Annotated in this window: 19 protein-coding genes; 7 read left to right on the top strand and 12 right to left on the bottom strand. The window is 72.9% G+C overall.

Annotated features, from left to right (window positions below; translation table 11 throughout):
* Window positions 1-35: 35 nt before the first annotated feature.
* The 4 genes from ACZ4VI_RS23540 to ACZ4VI_RS23525 all read left to right on the top strand — a co-directional run bounded on the left by ACZ4VI_RS23540 (window position 36) and on the right by ACZ4VI_RS23525 (window position 5368).
* Entirely contained in the window at window positions 36-692 is a 657-nt protein-coding gene (locus ACZ4VI_RS23540) for an isochorismatase family protein (protein ID WP_468002063.1), read from the top strand.
* 27 nt (window positions 693-719) lie between these two features.
* A complete protein-coding gene (locus ACZ4VI_RS23535; protein WP_468002061.1) occupies window positions 720-2612 on the top strand; it encodes an anthranilate synthase family protein in 1893 nt (630 codons plus the stop codon).
* Window positions 2600-3898: a 3-phosphoshikimate 1-carboxyvinyltransferase gene (gene aroA / locus ACZ4VI_RS23530; RefSeq protein ID WP_468002059.1), complete on the top strand. Its 1299-nt coding sequence runs from the start codon at window positions 2600-2602 to the stop codon at window positions 3896-3898. Before ACZ4VI_RS23535 ends, aroA begins: the two co-directional genes overlap by 13 nt.
* A gap of 324 nt (window positions 3899-4222) precedes the next feature.
* Window positions 4223-5368: an IS701 family transposase gene (locus ACZ4VI_RS23525; protein WP_468002057.1), complete on the top strand. Its 1146-nt coding sequence runs from the start codon at window positions 4223-4225 to the stop codon at window positions 5366-5368.
* On the opposite strand, the gene ACZ4VI_RS23520 is transcribed toward ACZ4VI_RS23525, so the two are convergent.
* From ACZ4VI_RS23520 to ACZ4VI_RS23490, 7 genes are all read right to left on the bottom strand, one after another.
* Window positions 5329-7323, bottom strand: a complete 1995-nt coding sequence (locus tag ACZ4VI_RS23520; RefSeq protein WP_468002055.1) for a helix-turn-helix domain-containing protein — start codon at window positions 7321-7323, stop codon at window positions 5329-5331. The two genes, ACZ4VI_RS23525 and ACZ4VI_RS23520, sit on opposite strands and share 40 nt — an antisense overlap.
* A 91-nt stretch (window positions 7324-7414) precedes the next feature.
* On the bottom strand, window positions 7415-8155 hold the full coding sequence (locus ACZ4VI_RS23515) for an AfsR/SARP family transcriptional regulator (RefSeq protein ID WP_468002054.1): 741 nt from the start codon (window positions 8153-8155) through the stop codon (window positions 7415-7417).
* Between the two features lie 112 nt (window positions 8156-8267).
* Complete coding sequence (gene crcB / locus ACZ4VI_RS23510; RefSeq protein WP_468002052.1) at window positions 8268-8621, bottom strand: fluoride efflux transporter CrcB; 354 nt, start codon at window positions 8619-8621, stop codon at window positions 8268-8270.
* Window positions 8618-8965, bottom strand: coding sequence for a DUF190 domain-containing protein (locus ACZ4VI_RS23505; RefSeq protein ID WP_468002050.1), 348 nt, complete (start codon window positions 8963-8965; stop codon window positions 8618-8620). The genes crcB and ACZ4VI_RS23505 overlap by 4 nt, the downstream gene beginning before the upstream one ends.
* Window positions 8962-9372 carry a FluC/FEX family fluoride channel gene (locus ACZ4VI_RS23500; RefSeq protein WP_468002048.1) on the bottom strand — a complete coding sequence of 137 codons (411 nt, stop codon included), beginning with the start codon at window positions 9370-9372 and terminating at the stop codon, window positions 8962-8964. The genes ACZ4VI_RS23505 and ACZ4VI_RS23500 overlap by 4 nt, the downstream gene beginning before the upstream one ends.
* A gap of 178 nt (window positions 9373-9550) precedes the next feature.
* Window positions 9551-10018 carry an anthrone oxygenase family protein gene (locus ACZ4VI_RS23495; protein WP_468002046.1) on the bottom strand — a complete coding sequence of 156 codons (468 nt, stop codon included), beginning with the start codon at window positions 10016-10018 and terminating at the stop codon, window positions 9551-9553.
* Window positions 10019-10137: 119 nt separating this feature from the next.
* Complete coding sequence (locus ACZ4VI_RS23490) at window positions 10138-11703, bottom strand: vWA domain-containing protein (RefSeq protein WP_468002044.1); 1566 nt, start codon at window positions 11701-11703, stop codon at window positions 10138-10140.
* Window positions 11704-11919: 216 nt separating this feature from the next.
* Between ACZ4VI_RS23490 and ACZ4VI_RS23485 the strand changes: the two genes are divergently transcribed.
* Window positions 11920-12630 carry a helix-turn-helix transcriptional regulator gene (locus tag ACZ4VI_RS23485; RefSeq protein WP_468002042.1) on the top strand — a complete coding sequence of 237 codons (711 nt, stop codon included), beginning with the start codon at window positions 11920-11922 and terminating at the stop codon, window positions 12628-12630.
* Between the two features lie 11 nt (window positions 12631-12641).
* Here the strand turns inward: ACZ4VI_RS23485 and ACZ4VI_RS23480 are convergent, their stop codons facing one another.
* The 4 genes from ACZ4VI_RS23480 to ACZ4VI_RS23465 form a co-directional block, all read right to left on the bottom strand.
* Window positions 12642-14885 carry a M48 family metallopeptidase gene (locus ACZ4VI_RS23480; protein WP_468002040.1) on the bottom strand — a complete coding sequence of 748 codons (2244 nt, stop codon included), beginning with the start codon at window positions 14883-14885 and terminating at the stop codon, window positions 12642-12644.
* Window positions 14886-14992: 107 nt separating this feature from the next.
* Window positions 14993-15595, bottom strand: coding sequence for a hypothetical protein (locus tag ACZ4VI_RS23475; protein WP_468002038.1), 603 nt, complete (start codon window positions 15593-15595; stop codon window positions 14993-14995).
* A gap of 119 nt (window positions 15596-15714) precedes the next feature.
* Window positions 15715-16581 (bottom strand): ABC transporter permease, encoded by an 867-nt coding sequence (locus ACZ4VI_RS23470; RefSeq protein ID WP_468002036.1) that lies wholly within the window; start codon window positions 16579-16581, stop codon window positions 15715-15717.
* The gene (locus tag ACZ4VI_RS23465) at window positions 16578-19238 is read right to left on the bottom strand and encodes an alpha/beta fold hydrolase (RefSeq protein WP_468002034.1); all 2661 of its coding nucleotides are present in this window, start codon (window positions 19236-19238) and stop codon (window positions 16578-16580) included. Before ACZ4VI_RS23465 ends, ACZ4VI_RS23470 begins: the two co-directional genes overlap by 4 nt.
* A gap of 132 nt (window positions 19239-19370) precedes the next feature.
* Between ACZ4VI_RS23465 and ACZ4VI_RS23460 the strand changes: the two genes are divergently transcribed.
* Complete coding sequence (locus ACZ4VI_RS23460; RefSeq protein ID WP_468002032.1) at window positions 19371-19796, top strand: GNAT family N-acetyltransferase; 426 nt, start codon at window positions 19371-19373, stop codon at window positions 19794-19796.
* Between the two features lie 111 nt (window positions 19797-19907).
* Window positions 19908-21089, top strand: coding sequence for a S8 family peptidase (locus ACZ4VI_RS23455; RefSeq protein ID WP_468002030.1), 1182 nt, complete (start codon window positions 19908-19910; stop codon window positions 21087-21089).
* On the opposite strand, the gene ACZ4VI_RS23450 is transcribed toward ACZ4VI_RS23455, so the two are convergent.
* Complete coding sequence (locus ACZ4VI_RS23450; RefSeq protein ID WP_468002028.1) at window positions 21086-21685, bottom strand: DUF4291 domain-containing protein; 600 nt, start codon at window positions 21683-21685, stop codon at window positions 21086-21088. The genes ACZ4VI_RS23455 and ACZ4VI_RS23450 overlap by 4 nt on opposite strands.
* Between the last annotated feature and the right edge of the window lie 67 nt (window positions 21686-21752).

Below are 21752 nucleotides of genomic sequence, written 5' to 3'. Positions count from 1 at the left end.
CCGTCGGTACTCCGCCACGAAAGGAATCCCCACCCATGCCTGGCCTCCCCGCCATGGAGCCGTACCCCATGCCCGCCGAGGGCGACCTGCCGGTCAACACCGTCCACTGGGCGGTCGATCCCGAGCGGGCCGTCCTGCTGCTGCACGACATGCAGGAGTACTTCCTCAAGCCGTTCCCGCGCTCCGAGGAGCCCGGAGGCGCGCTGGTCGGCAACGCCGCGCTGCTGCGCGAGCGGTGCGCCCGCCTCGGCGTCCCGGTGGCGTACACGGCACAGCCCGGCGGCATGACGCCCGAGCAGCGCGGACTCCTGGGGGACTTCTGGGGGCCGGGCATGCAGCCCACGCCCGAGCACCGCAAGGTGGTCGAGCCGCTCGAACCGGCGCCCGGCGACTGGACGTTCACGAAGTGGCGCTACAGCGCGTTCTTCAGGTCCGACCTGCTGGAGCGGATGCGGTTCCACGGGCGGGACCAGCTGATCGTCTGCGGTGTGTACGCGCATGTGGGCGTGCTGATGACCGCGGTGGAGGCCTTCACCAACGACATCGAGACCTTCGTGGTGGCCGACGCCGTGGCCGACTTCTCGGCCGACTACCACCGCCTGGCCCTCGACTACGCGGCACAGCGCGCGGCCCGCGTCGTGTCCGCCAAGACCGTGCTGAGCGAACTCGACGCGGGCGGCGCGGCGCGCTGAGCGCGCCCACCGCCGAAAGGAATCCCCATGGCAACGCAGGACAGCGGGCACGACCTCCTCGCCCGTATCCTCGACGGCTCGGTCGGCGCGTTCGCGCTGATGCACCGTCCCGAGTCCGTCGACCCGGACATCCTGGAGCTGCTGGCCGGTGACGTGGCGGAGATCCCGTCCCTCGCCGACCTCGACCTGCCCGCGCAGGACGGGCCGGGCGCCCGTTCGGAGCTCCTCGCCCTCATCCCGTACCGGCAGCTCGCCGAGCGGGGCTTCGCGGCTCCCGACGACGGCGCGCCGCTGCTTGCGATGACGGTGCGCGAGCAGGCGGCGGTCCCGCTGCGGGCGACGCTTCCGCTGCTGCCGGACGAGCCGGTGAAGCTGACCGACGGCCACTTCGACGTGGACGACGAGGCGTACGCGGACATCGTGCGACGGGTCGTCGCGGACGAGATCGGCACCGGCGAGGGCGCCAACTTCGTCATGCGGCGCTCGTTCACGGCCCGGCTGCCCGGGTTCGGCCTGCCCACGGCCCTGTCGTTCTTCCGCCGCCTGGTGCAGCGGGAGGCGGGGGCGTACTGGACGTTCCTCGTGCACACCGGCGAGCGGACGTTCGTGGGCGCCACCCCGGAGCGGCATATCAGCGTCCACGACGGTACGGCCGTGATGAACCCGATCAGCGGCACGTACCGTTATCCGGCGGGCGGCCCGGACCTGGACGGCGTCATGGACTTCCTCGCCGACCCCAAGGAGGCCGACGAGCTGTACATGGTCGTCGACGAGGAGCTGAAGATGATGGCCCGGATCTGCCCGTCGGGCGGCCGGGTCGTGGGCCCCTACCTCAAGGAGATGGCCCGTCTGGCGCACACCGAGTACGTCATCGAGGGCCGCACGGACCGCGATGTACGGGACATCCTGCGCGAGACGCTGTTCGCGCCGACGGTGACCGGCTCCCCGCTGGAGAGCGCCGCGCGGGTCATCAGCCGGTACGAGCCCCAGGGCCGCGGCTACTACAGCGGTGTGGCGGCCCTGATCGGCCGCGACGCGGCGGGCGGCCGGACCCTGGACTCGTCGATCCTGATCCGTACGGCCGACATCGACCCCGAGGGCATGATGCGGATCGGGGTGGGCGCCACGCTCGTACGGCATTCCGACCCGGAGTCCGAGGTGCACGAGACCCGGGCCAAGGCGGCCGGGCTGCTCGCCGCGCTCGGCGACCCGGAGCCGATCCGGTTCGGGGCGCACCCGGCGGTCCGCGAGGCCCTGGACGAACGCAACGAGCGCATCGCCGACTTCTGGCTCAGGGACCAGGAGAGGCGCACGGCGGCGACCGGACCGCTGGCCGGCCAACGCGTCCTTGTGATCGACGCCGAGGACACCTTCACGGAGATGATCGCCCATCAGATCCGGTCGCTCGGCGGCGAGGTGAGCGTGCGGCGGTTCGACGAGCGGTACAGCTTCGACGAGCACGACCTGGTCGTCATGGGTCCTGGACCGGGTGACCCGCGCGAGACGAGCGATCCCAAGATCGCGCATCTGCGCTCGGCCGTGGCCCAACTCCTGGAGGAGCGGCGTCCGTTCATGGCGGTCTGCCTGAGCCACCAGGTGCTCAGCACCCTGATCGGGCTCGACCTGGTGCGCCGGCCTGTGCCCAACCAGGGCGCCCAGCACGAGATCGACCTCTTCGGCCGGCGCGAACGGGTGGGCTTCTACAACACGTTCGCCGCGCACGCCGGCGGGGACTCCTTCGAGCACCCGGTGCACGGCCGGGTCGAGGTCAGCCGCGACCCGGAGACGGGCGAGGTGCACGGCCTGCGCGCGGCCGGCTTCGTGTCCATGCAGTTCCACGCCGAGTCCGTGCTGACGGTGGACGGGCCGCGCATCATCGGCACGCTGCTCGCGGAGGTGGCCGGCTCGTGCGTGAGGTAGTCGCCGTACCGGCGGCCCCCGCCCTGACCGCCCGGATCCCGGGCTCGAAGTCGCTCACGAACAGAGCCCTGCTGCTCGCCGCCGCGGCGGACTCGCCGAGCACGCTCGGCGCCCCGCTGGTGAGCGAGGACACCACGGCGTTCCGTGAGGCCCTGACCGGGCTCGGCGTACGCATCGACTCCTCCGAGGACGACGGCGGAGACGGCGTCGACTCCTCCGACGGCTACGGCGTCTGGAACGTGACCGGCCTGGGCCGCGGCCCGGTCGGCACGGCGAGCGTCTGGTGCGGCGACGCCGGGACGGCGGCCCGCTTCCTGCCGCCCTTCGCCGCCACAGGGCACGGCGACTTCGGGTTCGAGGGCTCGGCCCAGCTCACCGCCCGCCCCGTGGCTCCGCTCGCCGACGCCCTGCGGCGGCTGGGGGCCGAGGTCACCACGGGGCCGGGCGGACGCCTGCCGCTGCGGGTGCGCTCGCAGGGGCTCGACGGCGGCGCGCTGACCGTGGACGGAACCCTCAGCAGCCAGTTCCTGACCGGACTGCTGATGGCGGGCCCGCTGATGCGCCGCGCACTGACGCTGACCGTGCCGGACCTCGTCAGCCGGCCGTACATCGACATGACCCTCGCCCTGATGCGGCACTTCGGCGCCGAGGTCGACGAGACCGTCCCCGGAGAGTTCACCGTCCGACCGACGGGCTACCGGGGCGCCGCCCTGCCGATCGAGCCCGACGCCTCCACGGCCTCGTACGTCTTCGCCGCCGCGGCGATCACCGGCACGAGCATCCGCGTGCCCGGTCTCGGCCTCGGCAGCCTCCAGGGCGACCTGCGCTTCACCGAGGTCCTGGCGCGCACCGGGGCCCGGGTGGAGACCACCGGCGAGGCGACGACGGTCACCGGCACCGGGGCGTTCCGGGGCGGGTTCACCGTGGACATGGGTGAGATCTCGGACACCTTCATGACGCTCGCCGCGATCGCGCCCCTCGCGGACGCCCCGATCACCATCACCGGTATCGGACACGCGCGCCTGAAGGAGTCGGACCGGGTCGCCGCCGTCGAGGGCAACCTGCGGGCACTCGGCATCCGGACCGAGACCGGCGGGGACTGGATCACGGTCCATCCCGGGACGCCCGTACCGGCCCGGATCGTGTGCCACCGCGACCACCGCATCGCGATGGCGTTCTCCGTCCTCGGGCTGCGCACCGAGGGGCTCACGCTCGACGACCCCGGCTGCGTCGCGAAGACCTTCCCGGGCTTCCACGAGGAGCTGCGCCGCCTCTTTCCCCAGTGAGCCATTGCCGTACCGGTGTTCGAGACCGCACCCGTCGGGCCCTGGTGGTGGTCACGGCACAACGCACCTGGGCCGGGCGGCCCGCGACGACCTGACCCGTACCGGCCCGTGCCGACCCGCCGGACGACCGGTGGCCGGGCACCCAGAAGCGGGCGGAGGTGGGTGCCTTGGACACCTCGTCCAACGGGCCCGAGCGAAGGGATGGTTGTCGGGCAACTGAAGCGGATCACCCCCCATGGTTGGAGTGTCGTGAACACATCTGTCACCAGGCATCGAGATCCGGTCCGCGCCGGCACAGCCGCTTGCCCAGGGCGGGTTGCAGCCGTGTCCGACGACACCGTCACCGAGCTCTGCGCCACCCTCTTCTCCTCGTTCCCCAGGAAGGACCAGCGCCGGCGGGGAGAGCAGTACCTCCGCGGGCTGCTCACGACCGAAGGGCGTAAGACCGCCCGTAACATCGCGGCCCAACTGGGCGCCCCCGCCACGGAACAGACGCTGCATCACTTCATCGCCGACTCCACCTGGAACTGGCGGCCCCTGCGCGCCGCCCTTGCCGCCCATCTGGAGCGCAGGTCGGCCCCGCAGGCCTGGGTCGTACGGCAGATGTCGATACCGAAGACCGGTGAGCACTCGGTCGGCGTCGACCGGGGGCTCGCCCCGCGTCCGCGCCAGTCGTTCCGCGGCCAGCAGGCCTTCGGCGTGTGGCTCGCCTCCCAGGAGCTGAGCGCACCCGTCGACTGGCGGCTGATCCTGCCCGATCAGTGGGTCCACGACCACGCGCTGCGCGACCGGGCGGGCGTTCCCCGGGAGGCGGGGGCCGAGACCCCGGAGGAGTGCGCCGTGGCGGTCGCCCTGGAGGCCGCGCACCGCTGGGGCCCGCGCAGGCCGGTCCTGATCGACCTGCGGGAGGGCGACGTGTCCGCGGCGGTGGCCCCGCTCTCGGCGGCGGGTGTCCCCTTCCTCCTCCGGATCGACCCCTCGCAGCGTCTGTCCGTCTCGGACCGTGCCATGCCGGGCTTCCGGGGCGGTCCGCTGCCGGCGCAGCAGATCCTCCAGCTGGTCAGGGGGGTCCGCCGCCCGGTGCCGTGGCAGGACGCGGCCGCCGGGCACGCCCCCCGTATGTCGCTCGCCGCGATGGTCCCGGTGGCCCTGCCGGATCCTTCCGCCCCGCAGCGCGGACTGTTCCTGCTCGGTGAGTGGACCGACCCGACCCGGCCGCCCTCCGCGCTCTGGCTCACGGGCATGAGGCAGCCGGGACCCGGGCCGCTGGTACGCCTCACCAAGCTCACCCGGCGCGTGGCCGCGGACTTCGCGCGCGTCGGCGAGGAGACCGGACTGCGGGACTACGTGGGCCGTTCCTTCCGCGGCTGGCACCGGCACATGACCCTCTCCTCCGCCGCCCACGCGGCCGTGGTGCTGTCCCGTGTCGGCTACGAGACGGACCGTCCGGCCGAACTCGTCTCCGCCTGAGGGGCCGTGCCGGGCCGGCGCTGTCGGCGCAGGACCTCGCGGGACCGGTGCAGCCTCAGGGCCAGCTGCACCTCCAGGGTTCTGCCCGGCTGCTGCCAGGCGTCGCCCAGCAGGTCGGTGACCCGGTCGAGGCGCCGGGCCACGGTGTTGGGGTGGACGTTCAGGACGTCGGCCGCGGCGGCCTGGCTGCCGCCCGCGGCGAAGTACGACTCCAGGGTGCCGGTGAGGTCGGTGAGCCGGTCGCGGTCGTAGTCGAGGACCGGGCCGATCGAGGACCGGATGTAGCCGTCCACGTCGTGGTCGTCGGAGAGCAGCAGGCCGAGGAAGCCGAGGTCCTTCGCCGAGGCCGTGCCACCCGCGCCGTCCAGCGCGGTCAGCGCGTCCAGGCAGCGCATCGCCTCCTTGTGCAGCCGTCCGACGGCGGCGATGCCCCGGCCCGGCCCGGCTGCGCCCACGGACACCGGGTGACCCAGCAGCGGAGAGAGCTGGTCGGCGACGGCGCGGGCCGCGGCCGAGGCGTCCGTGCCCGGCAGGAGCAGCACGATGTGGCCGCTGTGGACCGTCTTGAGCCCGGTCATCCGGTGCGCGTAGGAGGAGGCCCACACCACGGCGCGCCCCTGATCGCCGCCCTCGGGATGGGCGACGAGCAGGACGTGCGGCGCCTCCAGATCGACCCCGAGGCGGCGCGCCCGCTGCGCGAGGTAGTGCGTCTGATGCCCACCGCGGGTGTCGGCCGCGAGGAGTTCGTCGAAGAGGTCGTCGCGTACGGGGCCTTCGGCGACGGCCGTGCTGCGTCTGAGGAGGAGCTGGATCGCGAAGGTCTGCGCGGTGAGCCGCAGCAGGCCCTCGTCCTCCCCCACCAGGGCCGTGTTGGGTCGCAGCACCAGCACGCCCAGGTCCTCCGCCCCCGCGGTCACCGGGGCGACCCAGGTGCCCTGCGCGGTGACGACGGGGCGCAGGTGGGCGTGCGCGTCCAGCGCGGCCTCGGCGACGGCCGTCTCGTCCAGGCCACCCAGATCACCGCAGGCGGCGAGCGGCCGGCCGGCCGGGTCGCGCAGCTGCAGCGCCGAGTCCAGCGCGTCACCTGCCGCCTTCGCCACGGTGGTCAGGTCGGCACCGGCGAGGAGTAGGCCGAGGGTGTGGCTGTGCGCCTCGTTGAGCTGCTGGAGCCTGACCAGGCTGGTACGGGTACGGAAGCCGTCCAGCTCCAGCCGGCCGAGCTCGCCCCTGGCCTGCTCGAACCGGCCGGCGCGCTCGATGGCGACGGCGGCGAGCGCGGCCAGCGAGCAGACCAGGCCTATCTCGTCCGGGCTGAAGTGGCGTACCGAGCGGGCGGCGCCGTAGAGCACTCCGAGGGTCTGTTCGCCGTTGCACATCGGCACAGCCATCATCGCGTGCAGCCCCTCCGCCCGTACGACGTCATCGGCGCTCTCGTCGTGCTCGATCGTGTCGTCGTCGAGGTAGTCGGCCGTCCACAGCGGCGCCCTGGCCATGAGGGTCCGGTGGCCCAGGCCGAAGGCGGCGGGGATCGTGTGACCGGTGACGAGCGCGGTGGTCGAGCCGTCGGAGACGTACACCTGGAGTGCGCCCTCCGCGTCGAGGAGGGCGAGGGAGGTCATGTCGAAGTTGAGGAGCCGCTTGACCCTCCGGGTGACCACGCGCAGCAGGGAGTCGACGTCGTGGGGCGACGTCAGGTCCCGGGCGGTGTCCACGAGGTCGGCCAGGCCGTCCTCGCGCTGGCGGCGCTGTCCCTGCCAGGCCTGCACGTCGCGGGCCAGACGCACGGCCCGCTCCAGGCGGGCCAGGTCCTGGCCGGTGGCGCCGTCGCGGCGGGCACGCTGTAGCACCTCGTCGAACCGGCCCGGTGGCGCCTGTTCGGCGAGGAATTCGAGGACTTCGAGGACGTCGGGGACGGCCATCCGGCCGGTGTCATGGGTGGTCTGTGGAACCGTCATGATGTGCGAGCCCCCAGCCCGTCGTACACGTTTTCGCCCGTTATCGGTCCGAAACTAGTTCGACGGTGATCTTCCGGTCAACCGGCGACCGTCAACCGGCGAGGGGCAGGTGGTGGCGCTCGGGGAGGGAGTGCCGTACCGCGCCCGCGAGATCGGTCCCCCGGTCCAACTCCGCGACCATCGCCTCGTACCGGGGCGGCGAGCTGCTGCGGAACCGGGAGAGGAACACGGACAGACCGGTGTAGAGCTCATGGCGGCGGCCGAGCCTGCGCTGTGCCTCGACCCACTGGTCGAGGGCGCGCAGCCGGGACTGTTCGAGGCGGGCGATGTGCGTCCGCAGATGCGGTCCGGTCACCACTCCGGTGTACGCGTCGGCGGTCCACAACTCCAGTGCCTCGCCGAGTCGTTCGGCGGCCGTCGGGTAGTCCTCCAGCTCCATGGCCCGGTATCCGGCGCCGGACGCACGCTGGAACATGCGGAGGTCGGAGGTGCCGCCTCCGGTGTCGAGCCGGTAGCCGCCGGAGAACGAGACGAGGACGTCGCGCGCCGTCCGGCGGCCGGACGCGGCGGGTGCGGGGCCCGTCGCCTCGCGGCGGACGCCCAGCGCGGCGTCGATCAGCTCCCGCAGCCGGCGGACATGGGTCTCGATCATGTCGTGCGCGTGCCGCGGCGGCCCTTCGGGCCAGAGTTCCTGCGTCAGGACGGTCGTCGGCACGATGTGGTCGGCATGCGCCGCGAGCAGTGCGAGCAGTTGACGGGCCGGTGCCGCCGTGGGAACGATCGGCGTCCCGCTCTCCTGGACAGCTAGCAAGCCCAGCACCTTCAGATCCATAGCGCCCCCTCCATGGTCACGTCCTGCCAACCATAAGATAATAATGACCACTTCGTTTTTTCAGAGTGCCTGTCTTGACGGCAAGGAAACATTCGGCGGACCTTACGGCGCCTCACCAGGCCCGTGCGGCCGTCACGCCCAGCCAGACGGCTCCGAGTCCGGCCGCCAGGCTCCCCGCCACGTTCGCCGCCGCGTATCCCTTCGCCCCGCCCTCGTACAGCTTCAACGTCTCGTAGGAGAACGTGGAGTACGTGGTCAGCGCCCCGCACAGGCCCGTGCCGAGCAGCAGTTGGGCGCGGGCGGAGGTGACCCCGGTGAGCAGCCCGAGGACGAAGGAGCCGACGACGTTGACCGCGAACGTGCCCCAGGGGAAGACGGAATCGTGCCGGGACTGGACGGCCCGGTCGGTGAGGTAGCGCAGGGGCGCGCCGACGACGGCCCCCGCCATGACGAGCAGCCAGTTCACTCGGGCCGCTCCCGGCCCACGTACCGGATGACCTCGCAGTCGTCGAGGATCACCAGACCCTCCGTCACCAGCGTGTCGAGCTGCGGCAGGAAGTCCCGTACCCGGTCCTCGGTGTCCACGATCAGGATCGCGACGGGCAGGTCCTCGCTGAGCGAGAGCAGCCGTGAGGTGTGGACGAGCGAGGACGCGCCGAAGCCCTCGACGCCCCGGAAGACGGAGGCGCCGGCGAGGCCCGCCTCGTGGGCCCGGTGCACGATCTCGGCGTACAGCGGCCGGTGGTGCCACGTGTCGCTCTCCCCGACGAGGATCGTCACCCGCAGGGCCTTGCCCACCAGCCTGGTCATCGTGTCCTCCTCGACAGAGCGCTTCGGGTCGCGGCGGTCGCGGCCCAGACGGCGGCCAGGGCCGCCGCGACCGTCACACCCATGTATGCCACGCCACGGGCCGCGTCCCCCGCGCCGAGCAGCCGCTGCGTGTCGAGGGCGTACGCGGAGAAGGTGGTGAACCCGCCGAGGACCCCGGTGCCGAGGAAGGGGCGCAGGAGCGGGTGGGGCGCGGTGAGGGCCTCGGTGACCAGGACCATCAGGACGCCGATCGCGGCGCAGCCGCTCACGTTCACGGCGAGGGTGGTCCAGGGGAACGCTCCGGCCGGGGTGGGCCAGGCGAGCGACGCGCCGTAGCGGGCCACCGCGCCGAGGGCCCCGCCGGCGGCCACCGCCCCGACGACCGGCAGCTGTCCGCGGAAGTGCATGGGGCCAGGCTATGCGGCCGCGACCGCCCTCAGAGCTCCCGGAGGCGGACTGGCGAGGCGGACAGGCGCGGTCCCTGGCCTGGGGCATTAACCAGGGACCGCCGCCCGTTCCGCCTCGTCCTGAGATGGTCGGGCCGGGCTCCGACCAGGTCAAACCCCGGGCGCGGAGTCTGTCAGATCAGTTCAGGGCCGCGGCGATCAGCAGCCCGAAGGCGGCGGTGATCAGCACCGTACGGATCAGATGGAAGCCGTTCCAGCGCTTCTCGAAGGCCGCCCGGACGGCGGACGGGGCCTCGCCCGTGCGCTCCGAGGCGGCCAGCGCGTTGTTGAGGGGGATGTTGCCGCCGATGGTGACCAGGTGGTTCAGGAGCGCGCAGACGAGGCCGGCCAGGATCAGCCACTTCTGGGTGTCCGAGCGCCCCTCGACGGGCACGAAGAACGCGGCGACCGGGAAGGCGACGACGCCCAGGAACACGAGCAGGAACACCGGCTTGGGCACGTACTCGTTGATCCGCCGCATGGCGTCGACGAACGCGCCGTCGTCGAGCCGGGCCAGCGCGGGCATGATCCCGGTGAGGAAGATCAGCATGAACCCGGCGTAGAGACCGGTGGAACCGATGGCGAGGGCGAGCAGCGTGGTGGCCATGGGGCCATCATGACGGGCCCCATGGCCACCGCGCAGCGCCTGTGGACAACGATCGGCCGCTGCACCGATCGGCCGCCGCCATACGGATCACCCGCCGTACGGATCACCTGCTGCACGGATCACCCGCTGTACGGATCACCCGATTCCCTGACCGCCGGGTCGCCCGGAGTCCGATCGGGGGCCGCGTCGAGGAGCCGGTCCGCCTGCCGGATCGCCTCGGTCAGCTCCCGTACCACCTTCGAACCCGACCGCTCGGCGATCGCCCCCGAGCGCTCCGCGAGCTCCGCGAGCCGGGGCGCGTCGGGCAGATCGCCGCCCCGCAGCCGGTCGGCGAAGTAGGCGGTGACGGCGGTCAGTTGCAGGCTGTCGTGGCCCGGCCCCCAGAGCGCGGAGGCGAGCGCTCCGGTCCCGACGCTCCCGGTGGCCTCGTGCGGGGCGCGGCTCTTCGGATCGAGCCAGCGGACCGTGGCCGTGGCCAGCGGCCCGGAGCGGCCCGCCCGGGTCTTCACGGCGTACAGCGCGGTGACCGTGTGACCCGCGCCGACCTCGCCCCCATCCACCCGGTCGTTACGGAAGTCCTCGTCGGCGACCTCCCGGTTCTCGTAGCCGATCAGCCGGAACCGCTCGACGGTCGACGGGTCGAAGGCGACCTGCGCCTTGGCGTCGCGGGCGCGCAGCTCGATGTGGGTGGGCAGCTGGTCCACGAACACCTTGCGGGCCTGTTCGATCGTGGAGACGTACGTGGTGTGGCCGTCGCCCTTGTCGGCGAGCTGTTCCATGAACGCGTCGCCGTACTCGCTGCCGACACCGACCCCGAAGAGGGTGATGCCGTACTCCCGGCGCTCCTCCTCGATCCGGTTGAGGATCGACTGCGCTTCTGTGTCCCCGGTGTTGGCGAGGGCGTCGGAGAGCAGCACGACCCGGTTGGTGGCGCCCTTGCGGTGGCCCTCGACGGCGACGTCGTAGCCGGTGCGGACCCCCGCCTCCACATTCGTGGAGGACGTGGTCGCCAGCTCGTCGACGATGCCGTGGATGCGCTCGCGCTGCCCCTTGACCTGTGTCATGGGGAGCCGGGTCTCGGCCTCGTCGCTGAAGGTCACCAGGGCGACGGAGTCGTCGTCGCGGAGCTCGTCGGTGAGGAGCGAGAGGGACTCCTTGACCAGGTCGAGGCGGCCGGTCTCGGCCATCGAGCCGGAGATGTCGACGACGAACGTGAGGGCGGCGGGCGGGCGTTCGCCCTTCTGCTGGGCCGCCGCCGTCGCGAGCCCGACCCGGACGAGCGACCAGCCGTCCTCCCCGGTCCGCGCCCCGTCGATCGTCACACTGAACCCGTCGCCCTGGGGCCGCGGATAGTCCGGGCGGAAGCTGTTGACGAACTCCTCGGGCCGTACGGACGTCGGATCCGGCAGCCGGCCCTCGGCGAGGGTGCGGCGGGCGTAGCCGTACGAGGCGGTGTCCACGTCCAGGGCGAAGGTGGAGAGGTAGTCGGCGGGCGGGCGGGACCGCTGCTCGCCCTCGGGGGCGTTCTCCTGGGCCGAGTCAGGGCGGGGCGCGTCCGGCGCGTGGTTGCGGCCGCCGCGGTCCGCCGTCGCGTGGTCGAGGTTCCCGCCGCCCGCGCATCCGGTGAGCAGCAGCCCGGCGGCCAGAATCCCGGCTGCGAGCCGCCCCTGGTGTCGTCGCTTCACGTCATCTCCCCCTCATGGTTCGTCACTTGTGAATGTGACGTCCGAGAAGGCCGGAAGGAGCAGACGGAGGAGTTGCGGAAGGATCTCAATGCGGCAACGGCGCCCGGGGCACTCTCCCGTGGCATGGATTCGCCATCCTTTTCAACAGGGGTTGTCACCGTGTGCAGTCGCGTGCGTACATGGAGTGGCACACCGATCGGGCGGGGGTGGTCAGCGGTGGGTGAGACTGCGGGCTCCGTGATGCTCGCGCGATCGGCGATGAACCGGGCGGTGCCCGAGGCCCAGCGGCCTCCCGGGCGCCCCGTCCGCGGCGCGCGGCGGATCAGCGCGGCGCTGGCCGGGCTGGCCGCCTCGACCAGGCACGAGCTGCTGACCTTCGACGACCCGGCCGCCTCCGTGGGCCGCGCCATCCCCGAGCCGTTCCTGGAGTTGGCGGGAGCGTGCATGCGGGCCGCGGCGGAGCGGGCCCCGGAGGTCAGACGGATCGTGCCCCGCCATGCCCTCGCCCATGTGGCGGGCGCGGTCCGGATGCCGGGCCGGGCCCGGCTCGCGGACACCATCCCGTTCAAGATGATCGTCGTCGACCGCTTGGTCGCGGCGGTCCCGCTCGATCTGGAGCTGCTCTACAACGGGGTGCTGCTGATCCGCGATCCGGTCGTCGTCCAGGCCCTGGTCCGCGCCCACCACGCCAGTTGGGACGCGAGCGAGGAGCTGGCAGGCGCGACCGCCGCGAGGACGGAGCTTCCCCCACAGCTCCGCCCGGTCCTCGAAGCGCTCCTCGCCGGGCTCACGGACGAGACGGCGGCGGCCCGCCTCGGCATGTCGGGCCGCACATACAGCCGCCGGGTCGGCGAGCTGATGCATGCCCTGGGCACGACGAGCCGCTTCCGCGCGGGCGCGGAAGCGGCTCGGAGGGGGTGGGTATGACCGCGCCCCGCTCAGCCCGCGGAGCGAGGGCCCGGAAGTGGGCCGGGACGTGGGCCCCGCGGCGGGCCGGGACGCGGGCCCGGCGGTGGACCGGGACGCGGGCCCGGCGGTGGACCGGGACGCGGGCCCGGAAGCGGACCGACAAATGGGCCTGGTGGCGGGCGGCGGAGGCGGAGCGTGAGGGCTTGGGCGATCCAGGCAAGGACCGTGCCCAGGGAGGACGTCACGAAGGCGACGCGGATGAGGGTCGGGTCGGGGAGAGGGACGCACGGGTCGGGGCTCGGGCCGAGACAGTCCGCAACGAGCTTCACCAGCGCCGCCCAGACCAGCAGGCCGAGCACCCCCGTGCAGTACGAGGCCACCGCACCCCGCGCCAGCGGCAGCGGCGCGTAGCCCCGGCCCGCCCAGAAGGCCGCCGCGATCTGGCCGGCGACCAGCACCGCAAAGACCGGCAGGTCGGAGCCACCGACACCGGCCCACGCGTAGACGAGCGCCAGCACGGCGGCCGACAGCGCCGCCGGGATGCCGAAGCGGACGAGGAAGCCCGGCGGCGGCCCCGGCGGGCCGAAGCCGGTGAAGGTGTGCCGCGCCCCACGACGCCACGAGACGTACTGCCCGACCAGCGGCACCAGCGCGGCCGTCGCCACCACCGGCAGCACCAGCGAGACCAGCCGGGCACCCGCCAGGTAGCCCGCGCTGCCGAAGAAGACCACCGCGCCCGGCAGCGACGGCGCGATGAACGCCGCCGCGTACAGCGTCATGACGGGAAGTTCCATCAGGAAGTCGAACATCGGCAGCAGCCCTGCCGCGCTCAGCCCCAGCACCGCCCACAGGACCCGTCGCGGCCCGCGGTTGCGTGCCAGGACCGGCCCCCACGCCCCGGCGACCAGCACCAGCCACCGTACGAGGGCCCAGCCGCACAGGCCGGCCAGCGCGAGGTACGGGAGGGCCAGCGAGGCCCCGTGCCCGTGCACCATCACCAGGCTGGACACCCCCGACGGGGACAGCAGCCGGAACGCGCCCAGGCCGAGGCCCAGGCCAAGCCCGGCCTGCCGGATCCGCGCCGGGGTGAGGGAGACCGGGGCGTGGACCACCGCCTGCCACAGCACCGTCCCCGCCGCACCCACGAGCAGGCACCCGGACAGGACATCCGCCACGAGCTCCGTCACCGGCCCGGCCTGACTACCGCCGCCGATCGGCCCCAGCCGCAGATTGTCGTAGAGGAAGGCCGCCACTCCCCCGACCGTGCACATGTCCCAGAAGCCGGCCTCGTACCGCACCCGGCCGTCGGCCAGCACCCGGGCCCGCTGGGCGGGCGGCGGGTGGACGCTCAGCAGAGCGCGCGGGCCCGAGAGGGCGCCGGGGCGGCCCGGGACGGCGCCGGAGTTGCCCGGGACGTCGAACAGTCGGCGCAGGCCGTCCGCCGAGCCCTCCCACTCCGTGACGCGCGCGTCGGCGTACAGCTCCCGGCTGCGCAGCACACCGTTCTTCAGCACGGTCACCAGTACGGCGAGCAGGGCGATCTGGACGACGAAGGCCAGGACGGAGCCTCCGAGCGCCGGCCCGAGCAGCAGGGCGGCCGGCGCGGCGAGGACGCTCAGGACCACGAGCGGCGGCCCGCTCGCCCGCCACAGGATCAGCGTGAGGAAGGCGATGTCCAGGTCCCGGTTGCGGATATGGGCGAGTTCGTGGAGGACGATGCTCCGGAACGCCTCCCGGTCGAGGGTGTACAGGGTGAGCAGCCCGCCGCTCAGCACCACCCGCCGTTGCCCCACCCGCCCGAAGGCCACGGCGTGCACCGCCGGGTTCAGTGGTTCGGCGAGGAAGGTGACCCGGGCGCGCACACCCGTCTCGTTCAGCAAGCCCGCCAGATACTCGGAGAGTTCCGGCATGCCGCTCAGTCGGCGGTAGCCGCGCCGTCGGGTCCGCCAGCCGGGCAGCCCGGCGTAGACACCGAGGAGCGCCACCAGCAGGACGGCCGAGGCTCCTGCGGTGACCAGCGGGCTCGCGTCGGCGCGCGGGTCCTCGCAGTCACCGAAGTCGCTCTCGGTCGGGATGCGGATGTCCGTGTCCGGGGCGCGCTCGCGGGCCGCCTCTTCCGTCGCCCGGGCCATGCAGGTGTAGTAGCCCCGCATCTCCTCCAGCTTCACCGAGCTGAGGACGACGGACGACGTGCCGTTCACCAGCAGCGCGGAGACGACGGCCATCGCGGCGATCAGCAGCGCGAAGCGTACGGAGGTGCCGGAGGGCAGCATGAACGGGCCCGGACGACCAGGAGCCGGGCCCGGACGACCAGGAGCCGGCCAGGGACGACCGCGCGCCGGGCTCGGACGACCGCGCGCCGGCCACGGCTTCGACCGCGTCACGGAGCGACCTCGGCCGGCCCCTCCCCGCCCTGGTCCGCGCCCGGATCGCCACCGTCCGGCGTTTCCTGGGACAAGGTGGCGAGTTCCGCGACGATCCCGTCGGCGATCGCCCGCGCCTGCGGTTCCGGGACCTGCCAACGGGCCGCCGCCCGCGCGGCCACCTCGCGCAGCTGTGCCAGTTGCTCGGGGGTCAACCGTTCGGGGGTCACCCGCTCAGGGGTCGAAGGCTCGACTCGTACCGGGGCGTCCGGCCGTGGGCGGCGGCGCAGTAGCCGGGGCAGCAGCCGGTCCCTTGTCGTGTCCACCGCGCGGGCGGTGGCCTGCTGCGCGAGGTGGTCGAGGACCTGGACCGCGGCGGCGAGGGACGCCGCGCTGATGACGGCGGCCACCACGTCGAGGCCGATCGCCAGCGGTTCGTCACGACGTGCCGGCCGCAGCCGGTCCTGCGCCGGGGACTGGTGGAAGGCCTCGGCCGTCATCGGAAACTGCGGCAGTTCGTGCGGGGCTGTCGCCTCCACCGCACGGCGTGCCAGCCGGGTCGCCGTCGCGGTGTCGTACCGGCCGCCGCCGCTCGCCCCCTGGTACTCGTATCCACGCATGCCCTCGGACGCCTCCCCCGGTCACCACGCAATGCCGCGAACTCCCCATCATGCCAGGGGAGTTCGCGGCACGCCGGGCTTGGCTCGATCCATCCGCCGGACGGCTGCTCCGGGGGCCGCTACGACACGATGTCCTTGCGGGCGAAGCCCCGGAAGGCGAGCGCGAAGAGGATCACCGCGAAGGTCACCGAGATCGCCGTGCCCTTCAGCATCCCGCCCCACTCCAGCTGGGGCTGGAGCGCGTCCACCCAGGCGTACTGCCAGTGCGCGGGGATGAAGTCACGCCAGTCGCCGAGCGCCGTGACGGCGTCCAGGACGTTGCCGATGATCGTCAGACCGACCGCGCCGCCGACGGCGCCCAGCGGGGCGTCGGTCCGGGTGGAGAGCCAGAACGCCAGTCCGGCGGTGACCAGTTGGGAGACGAAGATGAACGCGACGGCCAGACCGAGCCGGGGCAGGGTCTCGGCGGCGGGGAGAGCCCCGCCGGTGGGGAGCTTCAGCGGCCCCCAGCCGTAGGCGACCGTGCCCGCGACGAGCGCCACCAGCGGCAGCAGCACCATCGCCGCCGCGCTGAAGCCGAGCGCCACCGCCAGCTTGGACCAGAGCAGCCGGGCCCGGGGGACGGGCGCGGCCAGCAGATAGCGCAGCGAGGACCAGCTCGCCTCGGAGGCGACGGTGTCCCCGCAGAACAGGGCCACCGACACCACGAGGAGGAAGCCTGCCGAGACGAAGAGACAGGTCGCGGCGAAGTTCGCCGCCGAAGCCGTCGCCGTGTCCATCAGCGTGATCCGGCCGTTGCCGCCGCCGTCCTGGCCCCCGCCGATCGCGAAGGCGATGATCAGGATGAACGGCAGGGCGGCGAGCACGGCGCCCATGACCAGGGTGCGGCGCCGCTTCAGCTGCCGTACGGCCTCGACGCGCAGCGGCAGGGTGCGCCGCGCCCGGTAGCCGGGTGCGGTCTCCGCCAGTTCCGCGGTCGTGCTCATGCGGATCCTCCTCCGATCAGTGTCAGGAACGCGTCCTCGAGCCGCCGGTGCGGACCCACACCGGTCACGGGCACGTCCAGGCGGACGAGTTCGCCGATCAGGGCGGTCGCGTCGGCCCCGTCGAGACGGACCAGGAGCCCGCCCTCGGTCCGTACCGCCGAGCCGATCCCCGGCAGCGCGCCGATCTTGTCCACGAGCGGATCGGGCACGGCGTCCCCGAGCGTCACGAGCAGGGTGTCGCCCGCGCCCGTGATCTCGCCGACCGGTCCGGCCTGCACGAGCTGCCCGCGGTCCATCACCACGAGATGGGTGCAGGACTGCTCGACCTCCGAGAGGAGGTGGCTGGAGACGATGACGGTCCGGCCCCCGGCCGCGTACCGGATCATCACGTCCCGCATCTCGCGGATCTGTGGCGGGTCGAGACCGTTGGTCGGTTCGTCGAGGATCAGCAGGTCCGGCATGCCGAGCATGGCCTGGGCGATCGCGAGCCGCTGCCGCATGCCCTGCGAGTACGTCCGTACGGCACGGGCCAGGGCGTCGCCGAGGCCGGCGATCTCCAGGGCCTCCTCGATGTGCGCGTCCTCGGCGGGGCGGCCGGTGGCCTTCCAGTACAGCTCCAGGTTGTCCCGCCCGGAGAGGTGCGGCAGGAAGCCCGCGCCCTCGACGAAGGCACCGACCCGGGACAGGACCGGGGCGCCCGGGCGGATGGCCTGCCCGAAGACCCGGATCTCCCCGTCGTCCGGGGTGATCAGGCCCATGAGCATGCGCAGGGTGGTGGTCTTCCCGGCGCCGTTGGGCCCGAGCAGCCCGAGTACCTGCCCCTGCTCGACGCGGAAGGAGAGATCCCGTACGGCATAACGGTCGGAGGACTTGGCGTACTTCTTCGTCAGCCCCGTGATCTGCAGCGGTACGGCGGCGAGTTCGGGATCCGGGGCGGGAGCCGCGGTCCGCCGCCGGCCGGTCAGCAGCAGCGCGGCGGCGATCAGCGCTCCGGCGAGCGGCAGCCCCCACACCCACCAGGGCATCGCGGCCGCCTGCGTGGTCACGGCGGGCGCCGTCGGCACGGTCAGGGGGCTCTCGACGGCGACGGTGTACGTGGCCGGGGCGGCCGGGGAGGCGTAGCCGAGGTCGGTGGCGGAGAGCACGAGCCGCAGCCGGTGGCCGGCCTCGACCTCGTGGTCGATCGCGGGCAGCGTCAGCTCGACGCTCCTGCCCTTCCGGGCGTCCTCGACGCGGACCGGGGCGACGAGCTGGGCGGGCAGCACCTGCTGACGCCCGTCGGGCCCGGCGTCGTAGACCTTGGCGAAGAGGACGGCGGATCCGTCCGGGCTGTCGGAGGTGACCTTGACGCGGACGGTCGGCGTGCCCGTGATCCGTACCGCCTCGGTCTGCGGCTTCGCGTCGAACCGGGCGTACTGGCCCGGGAAGTCGAGGGAGAGGCCGACGCCGAGGGAGGAGAGCCCGGCGAGTCCGCCGCCGACGCCGGGGACGGCGGAGATGGCGGGCGGGTTGGCGCCGGCGGGGTTGGCGAAGGACTGGGGACGGCCGTCGCCGAGGGCGACGGACACGGTGTCGCCGGACAGCCCGGGATAGGTGTCGGCACTCGCGCCGCGCAGCTGCGCCTCGCCGTCGGTGGAGTCGACTCCCCCGGTACGGCTGACGCGGAACGCGGGACCGGTGCCGGCGCTCGTGTCCTGCTTGAGGTAGCGGTCGAACCAGTCGCCGATCCGGGCCTCGACGCGCTCGGTCTCGCGGTCGCCGCCGTCGTGGCCGCCCGCGATCCAGTCGACGGCGACGGGCGCGCCGTTGGCGGCGATCGTCTTCGCCATCGCGTCGGCGTGGGTGAGCGGGAAGAGGGAGTCGCTCTGCCCCTGGACGATCAGCGCGGGGACCTTGATCCTGGCCCCGACGGCGGAGGGGCTGCGGGCTTCGAGGAGCGTACGGGCGGCGGCGTCGGGCTTCCCGGAGACGGCGACGCGCTCGTACATGGCGCACAGCTCGCCGGTGAACCGCCCGCACCCATCGGCCTTGCCGGGCTCGGCCCCGGGCCCGGCGCCGGTCGAGAAGAAGATCCCGGCCCAGAGCTTCTTGAAGACGCCGTCCGGGAAGAGGGCGTCGGCGAGGTTCCAGTACGTGATCTGGGGGGCGATCGCGTCGACGCGGGTGTCGTACCCGGCGGCGAGCAGCGAGACCGCCCCGCCGTAGGACGCTCCGGTGACGCCGACGCGCGGGTCGCCGGCCTTGTCGAGCTGGACCTCGGGCCGCTCGGCGAGCCAGTCGACGAGCCGCTGGACGTCCTTGACCTCGTGGCCGGGGTCGTTGAGTCCGATCTCCCCGGTGGAGGCGCCGAAGCCGCGCGCCGACCAGGTCAGGACGGCGTAGCCGTCGCGGGCGAGCTTCTCGGCCTGGGCGCGGACGTCGTCCTTGGAGCCGCCGAAGCCGTGCCCGAGCAGGACAGCGGGCCGTCGGCCGTCGCCGCCGCCGCTCTCGGCGGTGAAGTAGGAGGTGTCGATCCGCGCCCCGGGCATGTCGAGCACCTGGTCCGCGCGGTGCACGGGCGGCGGTTCGTCGGAGGCGACGGCGGTCCAGGTGCCGGCGCCCGCGAGCACGGCGAGGGCGGCGGTGACCGCGGCCCACCGGGGAAGTCGGAATGGCATGTGTCGAGCGTAGGCGGGCAGCCTGTGCGGCTCGGCTGCCCCGGGGCGGAAATCGCGAGCCTCCTGGAGTCGTACGCCGTACCGTCCGCGTACACCAGGCGCGGTACGCGCGTCCCGAGCGAGAGGACCGGCATGAGGATCGAGCGGGCGACGACGGCGGCCGAACTACTCGCGGCGGAGCACCTGTACGACGGTCCGGCGCGACCGGAGTGGGCGGAGGCGTTCCTCGCCGCACCGGGCCATCTGATGCTGATCGCGTACGCGGAGGACGGTTTCCCGGCGGGGTTCGTCTCCGGGATCGAGATGCTCCACCCGGACAAGGGGGTGGAGATGTGTCTGTACGAGCTGTCGGTGGACGAGGGGTACCGGCGGCGGGGCGTCGGGCGGGCGCTGGCGGAGGCGCTGGTGGCCGAGGCACGGGAGCGGGGCTGTTACGACGTGTGGGTGGGGGTGGACACGGACAACGAGGCCGCGTTGCGGACGTATCGGTCGGCGGGGGCCCGGGACGAGGGCGGGTTCGCGATGCTGACCTGGGAGTTCGAGGTGAAGGACCGGTGAGGGGACCGGATGCCCTCTTGTACGACCCATGTCGACACGAGACTCTGTGGCGCACCACGCAGGCCGTACTTGCGGTAACCCGAACAATGAAAGGTTCAGGTGCCCCACCACATGACCCGTATACCCCGCCGCGCGATAGCGCTGGTCCCCGTTCTCGCGCTCGCCGCCGGCCTCCAGCTGGCCGTCTCCCCCACCGCCCAGAGCGCCCCCCTCGTCGGGGACCTCCGACTCGCCCCGGCCTCGACCGCGATCGAGAACAGCTGGATCGTCGTCCTCAAGGACGGCTCGACCCGCGCCGCCGACCTGGGCGTGACGCCGAAGCACGAGTACCGCTCGGTCCTGAAGGGCTTCTCGGCCAGCATGTCCCGCGCGCAGGCGGCGACGCTGGCCGCCGACCCGCGCGTCGCGTACGTGGAGCAGAACGCGACGGTCCGGATGGCCGAGACGCAGCCGGGCGCGACCTGGGGCCTCGACCGGGTCGACCAGCGCAACCTGCCGCTGTCGACGACGTACACGTACAACACCACGGCCTCGAACGTCACCGCGTACATCATCGACACCGGAATCCGGACCTCGCACAGCGAGTTCGGCGGCCGGGCGAGGGTGGGCACGGACACGGTGGGCGACGGCCAGAACGGCCAGGACTGCCAGGGCCACGGCACGCACGTCGCGGGCACGGTCGGCGGCGCGAAGTACGGCGTCGCCAAGGGCGCGAAGCTGGTGGCGGTACGAGTCCTCAACTGCACCGGCTCCGGTACGACGGCCGGGGTCATCGCCGGCGTCGACTGGGTCACGGCCAACGCGGTCAAGCCGGCGGTCGCCAACATGAGCCTGGGCGGCGGCGCGAACACCTCCCTCGACAACGCGGTGAAGCGCTCGATCGCGTCGGGCGTGAGCTACGCGATCGCCGCGGGCAACGGCAGCATCCTGGGCTGGCCCGCGAACGCGTGCAACTACTCCCCGGCCCGCGTCCCGGAGGCGATCACGGTCGGCGCGACGGACTCCGCCGACAAGCGGGCGTCGTTCTCCAACTACGGCACGTGCGTGGACCTCTTCGCCCCGGGTGTCTCCATCACGTCGGCGTGGAAGGACAACGACACGGCGACGAACACCATCTCGGGCACGTCGATGGCGACCCCGCACACAGCGGGCGTCGCAGCCCTCTACCTGTCGAAGTACCCGACGGCGACCCCGGCCCAGGTGAGCACCGCGATCACCAACAACGCCACGCCGGGCAAGGTCCAGGACCCGCGAACGGGCTCCCCGAACAGGCTGCTGTACTCGATCTTCTAACCCACGAGACGCCCGAGGAGCTCCGACCCCACCGGGTACGGCAGCTCCTCGGGCACTCGCTTCCCGGCCTCATCGAGCCGCCCCTCGCGCACGAGCGCGTGAACCTCATGGGCAAGCGGCGTGACGTCCCGCACGCCGACGATCCACTCATCGGCATACCGCCGCGCCGCCTCCCCCGCGAGCCCCAACTGCAGCGACCGATGCGGCAGCGCACCGAGCCGCAGATCCCGCTCAGGATCCCACTGCACGCGAGCCGGCGACTGCCGCAACTCCCGCTTCCAGGCACCGCGGTCGACGTGAAGGCCCCGCACATAGTGCGAGAGACAGGCGTGACGCAGGGCCCACTCGAACCCCTCGCGGCTGATCTCCACGGCAAGCACGGTCTGCTGCCCCTCCTTCAGCCCCCACCCGCAGCGGTACATCATCCACAGGAACGACGGCTTGATCCACGTCATCCGCTCCCGCTTCCACGCGGCGGGGAACCGCCCGTCACGTGCGGCCGGAAGACCGATGGCGGGGCCGTACGCCTGATAGACGGTCACCGTCGACTCGGTGTGCTGGGCGCGGATCTGGTACTTCGGCGGAACGACAGACATGGGCCCAAGGGTGCGCGAACGCGCGCCCCGGGGCCAGTCGTTTTCGCATTGGCGGCCGGGCCAAGTC

It is taken from the genome of Streptomyces sp. NPDC029169, assembly GCF_055563935.1.
Note: the sequence above shows the minus strand (reverse complement) of the source record. Positions and strands in the feature narration are given on the sequence as shown.